The organism is Cryobacterium sp. N19 (genome assembly GCF_002929595.1).
GTDB lineage: Bacteria > Actinomycetota > Actinomycetes > Actinomycetales > Microbacteriaceae > Cryobacterium > Cryobacterium flavum.
Genome location: NZ_PJJR01000053.1, coordinates 329,463 through 342,333, shown reverse-complemented (window position 1 = coordinate 342,333; position 12,871 = coordinate 329,463). Strand labels below are relative to the sequence as shown.

General features: G+C 64.4%; 10 protein-coding genes, 4 tRNA genes and 1 pseudogene. 9 read left to right on the top strand and 6 right to left on the bottom strand.

Translation table 11 applies throughout. The annotated features are described in order from the left end of the window. Window positions 1-19: 19 nt before the first annotated feature. On the top strand, window positions 20-1,231 hold the full coding sequence (locus tag CXY78_RS17420; RefSeq protein WP_104090420.1) for a S9 family peptidase: 1,212 nt from the start codon (window positions 20-22) through the stop codon (window positions 1,229-1,231). 3 nt (window positions 1,232-1,234) lie between these two features. On the opposite strand, the gene CXY78_RS17415 is transcribed toward CXY78_RS17420, so the two are convergent. Then, window positions 1,235-1,663, bottom strand: coding sequence for a SufE family protein (locus CXY78_RS17415; RefSeq protein WP_233197312.1), 429 nt, complete (start codon window positions 1,661-1,663; stop codon window positions 1,235-1,237). Beyond that, complete coding sequence (locus tag CXY78_RS17410) at window positions 1,660-2,565, bottom strand: sulfurtransferase (RefSeq protein WP_104090419.1); 906 nt, start codon at window positions 2,563-2,565, stop codon at window positions 1,660-1,662. The genes CXY78_RS17415 and CXY78_RS17410 overlap by 4 nt, the downstream gene beginning before the upstream one ends. 134 nt (window positions 2,566-2,699) lie before the next feature. On the opposite strand from CXY78_RS17410, the gene zapE reads away from it, so the two are divergent. The 3 genes and pseudogenes from zapE (at window position 2,700) to CXY78_RS17395 (ending at window position 6,099) form a co-directional block, all read left to right on the top strand. Continuing rightward, window positions 2,700-3,752: a cell division protein ZapE gene (gene zapE / locus CXY78_RS17405; RefSeq protein ID WP_092340016.1), complete on the top strand. Its 1,053-nt coding sequence runs from the start codon at window positions 2,700-2,702 to the stop codon at window positions 3,750-3,752. Between the two features lie 230 nt (window positions 3,753-3,982). Further along, window positions 3,983-4,624, top strand: a pseudogene (locus CXY78_RS17400) (ammonium transporter); the annotation flags it as partial. Between the two features lie 248 nt (window positions 4,625-4,872). Next, window positions 4,873-6,099, top strand: coding sequence for an ammonium transporter (locus CXY78_RS17395; RefSeq protein WP_092340017.1), 1,227 nt, complete (start codon window positions 4,873-4,875; stop codon window positions 6,097-6,099). A gap of 125 nt (window positions 6,100-6,224) precedes the next feature. On the opposite strand, the gene CXY78_RS17390 is transcribed toward CXY78_RS17395, so the two are convergent. Then, on the bottom strand, window positions 6,225-7,406 hold the full coding sequence (locus CXY78_RS17390) for a MarP family serine protease (RefSeq protein ID WP_104090417.1): 1,182 nt from the start codon (window positions 7,404-7,406) through the stop codon (window positions 6,225-6,227). A 166-nt stretch (window positions 7,407-7,572) separates the two neighbouring features. Here CXY78_RS17390 and CXY78_RS17385 point away from each other — a divergent pair, with 166 nt between their 5' ends. Further along, entirely contained in the window at window positions 7,573-8,304 is a 732-nt protein-coding gene (locus CXY78_RS17385) for a YqjF family protein (RefSeq protein ID WP_104090416.1), read from the top strand. A 20-nt stretch (window positions 8,305-8,324) separates the two neighbouring features. Here the strand turns inward: CXY78_RS17385 and CXY78_RS17380 are convergent, their stop codons facing one another. The 3 genes from CXY78_RS17380 to CXY78_RS17370 all read right to left on the bottom strand — a co-directional run bounded on the left by CXY78_RS17380 (window position 8,325) and on the right by CXY78_RS17370 (window position 9,890). After that, entirely contained in the window at window positions 8,325-8,969 is a 645-nt protein-coding gene (locus tag CXY78_RS17380; protein WP_104090414.1) for an SDR family oxidoreductase, read from the bottom strand. Between the two features lie 36 nt (window positions 8,970-9,005). Next, window positions 9,006-9,719 (bottom strand): M50 family metallopeptidase, encoded by a 714-nt coding sequence (locus CXY78_RS17375; protein ID WP_104090413.1) that lies wholly within the window; start codon window positions 9,717-9,719, stop codon window positions 9,006-9,008. A gap of 95 nt (window positions 9,720-9,814) precedes the next feature. Continuing rightward, window positions 9,815-9,890, bottom strand: a tRNA-Val gene (locus CXY78_RS17370). 442 nt (window positions 9,891-10,332) lie between these two features. On the opposite strand from CXY78_RS17370, the gene CXY78_RS17365 reads away from it, so the two are divergent. The 4 genes from CXY78_RS17365 (at window position 10,333) to thrS (ending at window position 12,871) form a co-directional block, all read left to right on the top strand. Continuing rightward, window positions 10,333-10,404 (top strand) — tRNA-Gly (locus CXY78_RS17365). Window positions 10,405-10,477: 73 nt separating this feature from the next. Next, window positions 10,478-10,551: transfer RNA gene (locus tag CXY78_RS17360), tRNA-Cys, on the top strand. 60 nt (window positions 10,552-10,611) lie between these two features. Then, window positions 10,612-10,683 (top strand) — tRNA-Val (locus CXY78_RS17355). Between the two features lie 202 nt (window positions 10,684-10,885). Beyond that, window positions 10,886-12,871, top strand: a complete 1,986-nt coding sequence (gene thrS, locus CXY78_RS17350) for a threonine--tRNA ligase (RefSeq protein WP_233197319.1) — start codon at window positions 10,886-10,888, stop codon at window positions 12,869-12,871.

Sequence of the window (12,871 nt, the reverse complement as noted above, 5' to 3'; positions counted from 1 at the left end):
CGACCAGTCGGAGGTGCACATGCACGACCCACAGCCCCCAAACGAGCGCCACCACCACGTTCTGCGTGCGATTCTCGGCCTGACCGGTATCGTCGTCGCGGGCTCCGCCGTAGCTGTCGTGAGCGCCGTCGGTGTGCTCTCTGCAGTCATGGCAAAGACCATCGTCACCCCGCCGACAGCGCGGACCGACGACACCAGGGTCGTCGCGGTCGACCTGCCGAACGCGACCATCACGCTGCAACGCCACCGCGATTCCGTGCTGCCTGGCGACTACAGCTTCTTCTTCAGCGCCGGTACCGGCCACGCCCGGGTCGGTGAGATCACCGCGCGCACGGCGACGACCGTCACCCGGCGCATCCTCGCTGTCGACTACGGTGACCTCCAGGTGGCCCGCCGTGGCCGGTTCAGCGGCTGGCTCTATCAGGGCCCTGCCGATCTGGGCTTCGAATGGACCGAGGTCGCCGTTCCCGCACCCCTCGGACTCGCTCCCGCGTGGCTCTTTCCAGCGGATGCCGAGGCCCGGTCGACACGGTGGGTGATCCAGGTGCACGGTCGGGCGGTGCGCCGCGAGGAGGCCTTGCGGGCGGTGCCGGTCTTTCGCGCGGCCGGTTACACGTCGTTGCTCGTCTCCTATCGCAACGACGGCGACGCCCCCGCGAGCGCTGACGGTCGGTACGGCCTCGGCGACACCGAATGGCCCGACGTGGACGCCGCGATCGCCTACGCCGCCGCGCACGGTGCGACGAGCATCGTGCTGATGGGCTGGTCGATGGGCGGCGCCGTGGTGTTGCAGACCCTCACCCGCAGCGCGCACCCGCACCGGATCAGCGGTGTCGTGCTGGAATCTCCCGTAATCGACTGGACCGACGTTGTCGCAGCGCAGGCGAGAGACCGGCGGCTGCCGGTTCTGATCGCCCGCGGCGCGGTCGCAGTTATGGGCGCAGGCTGGGCCAGGCGCCTCACCGGGCAGACCGAGCCGATCGATTTCAAGCGGCTCGACTTCGTGGCCAGGGCGCGCGACCTGCACCGGCCCATTCTGCTGCTGCACAGCGACGACGACGGCTTCGTGCCGGCCACCGGGTCGCGCCGGCTGGCCGGGCTCCGGCCCGACACAGTGACCTTCGTGGCGTTCAGCGAAGCCCGGCATACCAAACTGTGGAACTACGATCCCGCCCGGTGGAACGCCGAGATCGCGGCCTGGCTGGCCGCGCTGCCGAGTTCCGCGGTCTGAGGATCAGGCGGCGAGGCGATCCCGGAGCTGACGTTTGGCCCGGCCGAGCATCGCGCTCATGCCGCGCAGGCGCAGCGGAGACACTGCCTCGCTCAGACCGATCGACTGCGAATAGTCGTCGGGAACCGCCAGCACCTCCTCGGCGCTAAGGCCGTCCAGGCCCTGGGCCAGGATCGACGCGAACCCGCGGGTGGTCGGCGACTCTCGCGGTGCTGTCGCGTGCAGGTGAAACGCGCCGTCGGCATCCACTTCGACGAAGATGAACACTGGGGACTGGCATTCAATGACTCGTTCGAGCAGATCGGGGTGGTCCTGAAATTTCTGCGGAAGTTCGGGCAACTCGTTGGCGAACTCCAGCAGCAGGAGCAAACGGTCCTTCTGCTCGAGCGCGAGAAAGTCCTCGCGAATCTCATTCAGCAGGTCCGTGCTCACGGGCGCGGCGCCGGTGCAGTTCCGGGCGCGCTGCCGACCGCGATCGGCACGGCCACGGCGTTGCCCCATTCGGTCCAGGAACCGTCGTAGTTGCGCACGTTGTCGAAGCCGAGCAGGTGGGTCAGCACGAACCAGGTGTGGCTCGACCGCTCGCCGATGCGGCAATAGGCGATCACGTCGTCGCCCGCGGCGAGTCCAGCTTCGCCTAGGTAGATGCCGTCGAGTTCGGAGCGGGTACGAAAAGTGGAGTCGGTGGCCGCGGCCCTGGCCCACGGGACAGAGGCGGCGGAAGGAATGTGGCCGCCGCGCAGGGCGCCCTCTTCGGGGTAGGCGGGCATCGTCGTGCGGGCGCCGCTGTATTCCTCGTCGGAGCGCACGTCGATGAGCGGGTTACCGAAGTGAGCGAGAACATCCGCTTTGAACGCACGAATCGGGGCATCATTACGCTCGATCACGGGGTAATCCGTGCGGGTGACCGGGGATGCCGTCGTGGTGATCTCGCGGTCTTCGGCGAGCCACTTGGTGCGTCCGCCGTCGAGCAGGCGAACATCGTCGTGGCCGAACAGGGTGAACACCCAGAGGGCATAGGCGGCCCACCAGTTGCTCTTGTCGCCATAGATGATGACCGTGCTGTCGCGGGTGATGCCCTTGCTGGTCATGAGCGCGGAGAAGGCAGCACCGTCGATGTAGTCACGGTTGACCTTGTCGTTGAGGTCGGTGTGCCAATCGATCTTCACCGAGCCGGGGATGTGCCCCACCTCGTAGAGCAAAACGTCTTCGTCGGACTCCACAACGACCAGTCCGGCGTCACCGCGGTGTTCGGCCAGCCATTGGGTCGAAACCAGTTTGGATGGGTGGGCGTAGGCGGCAAACTTTTCGGTCGGGTCGAACGGGGCAGACATGTAACCTCCATGTGGACCGGATGCATACGGATTCGGGTTGACCGCGGATTAGGCTTATCTGGCCCACCACTTAAACTTACGCGGTGCCGGCATCCAGCGCATTCGCAGCAGCAGAACGAGAACGGGCGTTTCCAATGGCACCAGAGGCCCACCAGAAGGCACAGCACACGGTTCCGCAACTGGCCGAACGCACCCCCAGCATCACGGGCCGGGAAATCGTGGCCGAGTTGGTGCCGCCTCCCCAGTTTGAACACGCCTCGTTCGAGAATTACCGGCCCGATCATGACTACCCATCTCAGGTCGCGGCCGTCGAAAAGTTGCAGGAGTTCGTGAATCCCCGGCCGGCCGGGTTCTTCTCTCGTCGCCGCCAGGCCAAGGACGACCTGCCCGGCATCTACCTGGACGGTGGGTTCGGTGTCGGCAAGACGCACCTGCTCGCCGCGCTCTGGCATGCCGCGACCGGCCCGAAATATTTCGGAACTTTCATTGAGTACACGGCCCTGGTGGGGGCGCTGGGCTACCAGGAGACCATCAAGGAGCTGCGCAGCGCGGAGCTCATCTGCATCGACGAGTTCGAGCTCGATGATCCGGGCGACACCATGGTGATGACCCGGTTGCTCGGCGAACTGGTCGCCACCGGCACCCGCGTCGCTGCCACGTCGAACACCCCGCCCAACTCGCTCGGCGAGGGCCGGTTCGCCGCCCAGGACTTTCTGCGCGAGATCTCGGCCATGAGTGCCAACTTCGAGACCCTGCGCATCGACGGCCTCGACTACCGTCGCCGCAATGTCACCGGTCAGGCCGTGGCTGTGGAGCCTGAGGCACGTGAACACCTGGTTAACACGCTGCTCGGGCGCGGTTCCAAGGTCACCGAAGACGATTTCGGATCCCTGATTCGTCACCTCGGCACGGTGCATCCGTCGAAGTACGTCAAGGTCATTCGCGACGTCGAGGTCATCGCCCTGCGCGGCGTTTTCCTGCTGACCGATCAGTCAGACGCCCTGCGGCTGGTGGCGTTCATCGACCGGGTCTACGACGCTGAGATTCCGATCGTCGCCAGTGGGCGCCCACTCAATGAGGTCTTCGACGACGAGATGATGGCAGGCGGGTACCGCAAGAAATACCAGCGCTCCCAGTCGCGCATGGTCGCGCTCACCACGGGAGAACTGCCGCCGCACACCGACTGACCACGCCAGTCGAGGTGCACGAAACACGCTTTTAACATTGAGCTCATTTCTGTTACCTGCCGGAAACATTCGTCGTTGGCGGCTGAAACCAACTGCCGGAATAGTTTCGCCCAATTCATTTTTTCGGGCGAAAGGCAACTGGGCTGATGGTCGATTTCACAGCTTTTCCGATAAGCGTTCGGGCTGACGCGGCAGCCGACACCAACACCAATTTGAGTTCGTTGTGGCTGATGGTGGCCGCCGCCCTGGTGCTGGTCATGACGCCCGGCGTCGCGTTTTTCTGCGGCGGAATGGTCAGGGCGAAGAGCGTCATCAGCGTGTTGATGATGAGCTTCGGTGCCCTGGGCCTGATCGGCGTGCTGTGGGTCGCCTACGGCTACTCCCTGTCGTTTGGGGCGGGTGATGACTGGCTGATTCCCCACGTTTTGCTCAATCCGTTCGCCAATCTGGGGCTCAGCCGTTTTCTCGGCATCGACGGTGACGGTTTTCTGGCCACAGCGGATGTTGCAGGCACCAACGCTCTCGCCTTCGCCGGTTTTCAGGCGACGTTCGCGATCATCACCGTCGCGCTAATTTTCGGCGCGATCGCCGACCGGGCCAAATTCGGTCCGTGGATGGTCTTCGCCGGGTTCTAGGCCATGCTCGTCTACCTCCCGGTGGCGAGCTGGGTGTTCAACTTCACCGTCGGCAGCGACGGCAAGATGACCGATGGCGGCTGGTCGGTGTTTCTGCTCGGGGTCAACGACTTCGCCGGCGGCACGGCCGTGCACATCAATGCCGGAGCAGCCGGGCTCGCCCTCGCGCTCGTGCTCGGCAAACGGGTCGGGTTCAAGAAGGGTCTGTCCAAGCCGCACAACGTGCCGCTGACCATGCGTCGACACCACGGTGCACGGTGAAGAGGGGTACGTACTCGATGCCGGCTGAGTGATCACAGGGGAGTCAACCAGGCATTTTCAATCCGTAACCTGCGCGAAACACCCCGGTGTGTTTGCTGAAACGTCGAGCGGTAATACTAATGCCAGCCGAGGATGGGGCTGCGAACGATCCGTTTGTGAAATTAGTCCTTGCGCTACCGCATTTGATCAACACCCTGCACATTCGAGACGCGTAAGGACAATCTATGGATACCGGAAGCATCGCATGGGGGCTCACAGCCACCGCACTCGTGTTGTTTATGACACCAGGTGTCGCCTTCTTCTACGGCGGACTGGTCAAGGCCAAGAGCGTCATCAGCATGATGATGATGAGCTTCGGCGCGCTGGGCCTGATCAGCGTCCTGTGGATCCTGTACGGCTTCAACATGAGCGCCGTCAACGGCCCCACGGAGTTCGCTGGTAACCCGTTCTCCGACTTCGGCCTCGGCAAGCTGGCGATGGGCGAGACCGGAAGTATCGACCTTCTCGGCGCCACTTACGGAGCCACCTTCGCTATCATCACGGTCGCCCTCATCAGCGGTGCCGTCGCTGACCGGGCCAAGTTCGGCTCGTGGATGATTTTCGCCGGCATCTGGGCAACCCTCGTGTACTTCCCCGTCGCAGCCTGGGTCTGGGGCGGTGGCTGGATCATGAAACTCGGTGAGACTCTCGGCCTCGGTGATATCGCTGTGATCGATTACGCCGGTGGTACCGCCGTGCACATCAACGCCGGTGCTGCAGCACTCGCTCTCGCCCTGGTACTCGGCAAGCGCGTCGGCTTTCAGAAGGGCATCACCAAGCCGCACAACGTGCCGCTCGTGCTCATCGGCGCCTCCATCCTCTGGTTCGGCTGGTTCGGGTTCAATGCCGGAGCTGAATGGCTCAACGGCCTCGAGAATGTCGGCATCATCGTCGTCAACACTTTGGGTGCCACGGCCGCGGCCATCCTCGGCTGGATGCTCGTCGAGAAGTTCAAGGACGGCAAGGCCACGTCGGTCGGCGCCGCGTCCGGCGCGGTCGCGGGCCTGGTCGCCATCACCCCGGCCTGCGCCAACCTCGAGCCTGGCTGGGCACTGCTGCTCGGTGCCGTCGCCGGTGCCGTCTGCGCCCTTGCCGTCGAACTCAAGTTCAAGTTCGGCTTCGACGACTCGCTCGACGTGGTCGGCATCCACCTCGTCGGTGGCGTCATCGGAACCCTCTACCTCGGCTTCTTCGCCATCGGTACCGGTCTGCTCACCGGCGGTGACCTGAGTCAGCTCCTTGTGCAGGCCATCGCAGCCTTCGCCGTTCTCGCCTACTCCTTCGTCGTTGCCTATGTTCTCGGTTTCGCAATCGAGAAGACCATCGGCTTCCGCATCAAGAACGAAGACGAACTGGCCGGAATCGACACGAGCGTGCACGGCGAAGAGGGCTACGCCCTCGAGCGTGTCTAGCTTCTGACTCCCGCCCGGCTCTCGGGCAACGGGGCGGTACAGAGTTCGGGTTGATCCCGGCTCGGTACCGCCCCGTTTGGGTGCAGGCCCGCTCTACTGCTCCAGGGACGAGCGGATGCCGCGGCTCAGCCGCGAACGCAGGTTCCGGAGGAGACCGGGGCGTCGAGGCTGGGCGCGAGGCTGATGACCGGCTGAACCTCTTCGAGCGCGAGGGCATAGCCGACGTTCTCGGTGTTGCTGGCCTTGGCAAAGATGACGCCAACGACCTGACCGGATTCGCTGAGCAGCGGCCCGCCCGATTCGCCCTGCTGCACGTCGGACGCCACGGTGTAGACCTGGCGGGGCGTCGGATCCTGGCCATAAATGTCGGCGACACTGATGGTGCCGATCGAGATGACCTGCGCCGGGTCGGAGACATACGGTCCGCCAAAGGGATACCCGTCGGCGACGGCTCCTTTGCCCGCAGGGAGATTAGCACCGGCGGTGAGTGGTGCAGCGCCGAGGCCCGGCACCGAAATGATGGCAAGGTCGTCGACCGGGTCAAAATACACGATCTCCCCGGCCATCGATTCGCCCGCCGGGGTTTCCACGACGGGCTGGCCTACTCCGGCGACCACGTGCGCGTTGGTAATGACGCGGCCGTCAGAGACCACGAAACCGCTGCCGGACTGGCTTTGTCCGCAGGCATAGGCCGTTCCGGTGATGCGCACGACCGACTGCGCGGCCACGGCCAGTGCCGGGCTGCTGATATCGGCTTCGGCTGCATCCGGTGTCGGTCCGGTGAACGCGTCGACGATGCGCGGCAGCCCCTGCTGCACTGCTACCGAGCGCAGCTCGGCCATCAGTGACTTCACCGGGTCAGGGGTGAGCGAGTCAATACCGGAGACGACGGTGGATGAGGCGATCGCGGGGGAGAGGAAAGGAATACCGAGGGCGCCGATGCTGAAAGCCACCATCGACGCGACCAGGGCGGAGGCGACGGCAGCGAAGGCGGCGCCGAGCACCCGATTGATCGTGCCGAGGGGCGAACGCTTCTTTCGGCGTCCGACCATGCCGCCGGCCGATGCACCGAGAGAGTGGCCAATGAGCACGAGCAGAACAGCGACCGCGATGGTGCCGGGGGTGCGCCACTCCGGGGCGGGAATCCAGCCTCCGACGAGCGGAACCACGAAGAAAGCGGCGATGCCGCCGAGCACTGCTCCGACGATTCCGGTGAGGCTCTGCAGCAGCCCGCTCCGGTAGCCGTTAACGAGGGCAACGAATAAGACCAGAATCAGAAAGAGGTCGAGAACGGTCGAGCCCGGCATTCGTCTCCCTCATCTGGTTTATATCGACGATTCCGTCTTCTTCATGTTTACACAGACCGCCTCCGCTATTGCTGAGCGGGGCGGCCTCGGGGCCCGCATTCCCGGGCGATCAACAGGCGCAGTGGGTGCCCAGCGAGTACCGTGAGACCAGGGAGAGAGGAATTACGTGACGAACGCCGGGGCTTACCCCATTTCAGCGATTGCGCCGCCGCTGGCCGGACGGGCCGTGGCGAGTCAGCGCTGGTCGCACCTTGTATTTCTGCACTGGCGAGTAGATGCTGCGCTGGTCGCGCCGCTCCTGCCGCCCGGCCTGGTGCCCGATGAATACGACGGTTCGAGCTGGGTCGGCCTGATTCCGTTCGTGCTCGATCGCGCGACCATCCTCGGCAGCCCGCCTATCCCATACGTGGGCACCTTCGTCGAAGTGAATGTGCGGCTGTATGCCAAAGACTCCCGGGGCCGTCGCGGTGTCGTGTTCGTGTCGCTCGAGGCGAGCCGCCTCGCGGCCGTATTGGCCGCCCGGGCTCTGTTCTCGCTGCCCTACGTCTGGTCGCGCACCCGCCTCCGGGTGGATTCCGGCCAGTACCGGTACACGTCGACGCGCCACGGTGACGCCACCAGGCGCACCGAGGTCGTAGCTCGCCCTGGAGTTGTCGCCGTGGTCGATGACCCGCTGGCTGACTTTCTGACGGCGCGCTGGGCGCTGTTCACGAGCATCCGTGGTCGCACCGTGCATCTCCGCAACCACCACGAGCCGTGGCCGTTGTACCGTGCCGAGCTCGTGAGCCTCGATGACACTCTGTTGGCCGCGGCCAGTTTCGCTTGCTTAGCCGATCGCGCGCCGGATTCCGTGCTCTATTCGCCCGGCGTCACGACCTGGTTCGGTCGCGGCACCTGACTCTGGATCTGAGCCCCGGACTAACCGGCGATGGCGTCGATGATCGGCACGTCGCCGTCGGTGAATTCGATGAATTTGCCCACGGTGTTGTCGTTGGCCAGCACGGCGGCGGCTACGAGTGCCACGTTCTCGCGTGACGTCGTGCCGGAGGCGTCGGAACCAACCGTGATGGCGCCGGTCGCGACGTCCAGGGTCAGCGCGCTCGGGCCGAGAATGGTCCAGCTTAGCGACGTAGCGCGCAGGTAGTCGTCTGCTGCGGCCTTGGCCTCGTAGTAGGCGAACATGCCGTCGTCGGGGGAGGCGCCATGGTCGGCGCGTGACCCTTTATAGGACACCATGATGTAACGGTAGATGCCGGTCTGCGCGGCCGCATTGATCGAGCGGATGGCCGCGTCACGGTCGACCGCGTAGGTCCGGTCCGCGCTGCCTCCTCCCGCGCCGGCCGACCAGACCACAGCGTCGTGCCCGGCCAGTGCAGTAGCGAGCTGGTCTGTGGTCAGATTCTCGACATCCGCTACGACCGGCGTAGCACCGGTCGCGCTCACGTCGGCGGCGTGCTCGGGGTTGCGAATAAGCGAGCTGACGTCGTGGCCGTCAGCCCTCAGCAAACGGGCAAGGTGGAGGGCAACTTTTCCGTGCCCGCCGATGATCGCAATTTTTGTCATGTCATCAACCTTGCCACGGTTGGCTGCGTACGGTACTCAGGTTTGGATGAAGCCGAGCAGGCGCGCGCTGAAAGCCAGACAGCCCACCTGCACGACGACGAAAACGACTACCCAGACGATCCCCGGAATATGGGTGAGCCTCGCAAGCTGGTCGGCATCCGATGAGGAACCAGCCCGCCGCGACCGGGATTGCTGCAGCTCCAGCGACGTTCGCAGCGAACCGAGGAGCAGAAACACCGTGACTAGCAATGCAAAAATCCCCTGCACCTGGGGGGAGCCAAACCAGGAGACACCGAAAACCACGGCGCCGGTCACGGCCACCGACCAGAGTCCGAACCAGTTGCGAATCTGCACGAGCAGCAGGGCCAACAGCACCAGGAGTACCCAGAGCAGGCCCACGTCGTAGCCGAGGCTGAGCAGCCAGGCGGCGCCCAGACCGAGCAGCGCAGCGGCCGGGTAGCCGGCCAGCAGAGTGAAGATCATGCCCGGTCCGCTCGGTCGCCCTCGACTCACCGTGAGCCCTGACGTGTCCGAATGCAATCGGATGCCGCCCAGCCGCCGCCCGCAGAGCAGTGCGACGACGCCGTGGCCGCCCTCGTGCACGATGGTGACGGCGTGACGGGCGAGGCGCCACACCGGCGGAAACAGCACGATCACGGCGGCCGCTGCAACGGTCCGCCACGCGACTATCGGTTCCAGTCCGGTATGCGGTGTCGTCATGCGGAGCCAGATGTCAAGAAGCACGTCCATGTCCCTCAGACTAGGTTGCCCAGGCCGCTCTCCCCGCTCTCGTGCACGCAGGGGGTAGGCAACGCAAAAAACCCCCTCGTAACAGGGGGTTTTCGTGGTGGGCGATGCGGGACTTGAACCCACGACCTCTTCCGTGTGAAGGAAGCGCGCTACCAGCTGCGCCAATCGCCCAATTGCAGTCGCAGGGAAACCGAAGTTTGTCTTGCGACTTTTGATACTAGCCCAGACTGGAGTGTCGCCGCACATCGACCCCGAGCCGGGTGTGGCGCGTGCGCCCCTGGCCCGGTGAAGGCCGTGTTTCGGGCGCGGTCGACCACAATTTTCGGGCGCGCGGGAGCTACGTCGCTGCGCGCGAGGCGGAACTGGTGCGCAGCGGCGCAGCTCCAGCGCCTCGCATTACGCGGGTATTGCGGCCAGGACCGCACGCGCGCGTACTGGCCTAAGTCCCGCGTACTGACGCAACTCCAGTGCCGGCCCGGAGGCGATCTCAGGGGCAACCGGGCCGCCCCGATCCCGCCCGCACCACACGGCGCAACACGCCGTAGACGGCTCGGTTTGGTTTCCGTCTTGCTATTCAGCTAGAGTCTTTGAGTACGCAGAAATGCGGACAGTTGCGGATGTGGCGCAGTGGTAGCGCATCACCTTGCCAAGGTGAGGGTCGCGAGTTCGAATCTCGTCATCCGCTCAAATGAACTGGAATCGGCCAATTGGCCGGTTCCAATTCGTTTGGTATGAACCCATATGGTGTGAACCCACATGGTGGATTGGCCGAGAGGCGAGGCAGCGGCCTGCAAAGCCGTTAACACGGGTTCGAATCCCGTATCCACCTCCATTCTTTGAGCACGTCCTAAAGATGAGCATGTACGAGAGAATGAGCACTTCCCAGAATCTTGGGCGATTGGCGCAGCGGTAGCGCGCTTCCCTGACACGGAAGAGGTCACTGGTTCGATCCCAGTATCGCCCACAGAGCACTTCCCACAGAAACCCCGGTTCGCCGGGGTTTTTTTGTACCCAAACCGCACCGGTGCACGAACGCACGCCCCGTCTCGATGCCGACCGACGAACAACCCCGCGCGCGCCGCTAAAGTTGACGGGTAGGCAATCAATAGGGAGTTATACACGTGGCTGACGGCTTTGCGCTTTTCACCGATCGATCTGTTGTCGCGATGCGCGTCAACGGTGAGTTGAAAGATTTGGCGGCCACCGTGTTGCCGACGGATGCTGTCGAACCGGTCAGCATATATTCTCCCGACGGCCTCAACATTTTGCGCCACTCTGCCACCCACGTGCTGGCCCAGGCCGTGCAGACCGTCAACCCGGCCGCCCGCCTCGGCATCGGCCCGTTCGTCACCGACGGTTTCTACTACGACTTCGACGTGGCCGACCCGTTCACGCCCGACGACATCAAGTCACTCGAAAAGGCGATGGACCGCATCATCCGCCAAGGCCAGCGTTTCGTGCGCCGGGTGGTCACCCACGATGAGGCACGCGCCGAGCTGGCTGCCGAACCGTACAAGCTTGAGCTCATCGGCATCAAGGGCGGCCCCGGGGAGGGCGGCGAGGCTGCCGCCAACAACAGTCCGACGGCCGACGAAGAATCGGTCGAGGTCGGCGGTGCCGAACTCACCATCTACGACAACGTCGATCCGAAGACGGGGGAGACGGTCTGGAAGGACCTCTGCCGCGGTCCGCACCTGCCGAACACCCGCATGATCGGCAACGGCTACTCGCTCACCCGCCTGGCCGCAGCGTACTGGCGCGGCTCGGAGAAGAACCCTCAGCTGCAGCGCATCTATGGCACCGCTTGGCCCACCAAAGATGAGCTGCGCGCGTATCAGACCCGTCAGGAAGAGGCTGCCAAGCGCGATCACCGCAAGCTTGGCGCCGAACTCGACCTGTTCAGCTTCCCAGAGGAGATCGGTTCGGGCCTCGCGGTGTTCCACCCCAAGGGCGGCATCATCCGCCAGGAGATGGAGAACTACTCCCGCAAGCGCCACACCGAGGCTGGCTACGACTTCGTCTACTCGCCGCACATCACCAAGTCGACGCTGTTCGAAACCTCGGGCCACCTCGATTGGTACCGCGAGGGCATGTTCCCCCCGATGCACCTCGACGAGGAACGCGACGACACCGGCCATGTCACCCGCCAGGGCGTCGACTACTACCTGAAGCCGATGAACTGCCCATTCCACAACCTCATCTTCAAGTCCAGCGGTCGCAGCTACCGCGAACTGCCGATGCGCTTGTTCGAATTCGGATCGGTCTACCGGTACGAGAAGTCCGGCGTGCTCAACGGCCTTACCCGCGTCCGCGGCATGACGCAGGACGACGCCCACATCTACACCACCAAGGAAGGCATGAAGGAGGAGCTCACCAGCACCCTCAACTTCGTGCTGCAGCTGCTCGCCGACTACGGTCTTCAGGACTACTACCTCGAGCTCTCCACCAAAGACCCAAAAAAGTTCGTCGGCACCGACGAGGCGTGGGAGGAAGCCACCGTAACGCTCCGCGAGGTTGCCGAGGCATCCGGTCTCGATCTGGTCGCCGACCCGGGCGGAGCCGCGTTCTACGGCCCCAAGATCTCGGTGCAGGCCAAGGATGCCATCGGGCGCACCTGGCAGATGTCGACCATCCAGCTCGACTTCAACCTGCCCGAACGGTTCGACCTCGAATACACCGCGAATGACGGCAGCCGCCAGCGCCCGGTCATGATCCACCGCGCCCTGTTCGGCTCGATCGAGCGTTTCTTTGCCGTGCTCACCGAGCACTACGCCGGAGCCTTCCCGGTGTGGCTGGCCCCGGTGCAGGTAGTCGGAATTCCAGTGTCGGAGCAGTACGGTCCCTTCCTCGACGACGTGATCGCCACCCTGAAGAGGGCCGGCGTGCGCGCCGAAGTTGACCATTCTGACGATCGCATGCAGAAGAAGATCCGCACGCACACCAAGGCCAAGGTGCCGTATCAGCTCATCGTGGGCGAAGATGACCAAGCCAACGGCGCGGTCAGCTTTCGCTTTCGCGATGGTACGCAGCAGAACGGGGTGCCGGTAGACGAGGCCGTGCAAATTATCGTGGAGTCGATCGAGGACCGCGCGCAGGTGACCACGACTCCGGTCGCCCCGGTCGCCCCTGCTGTGACCGAAGTGCAGGCGTAG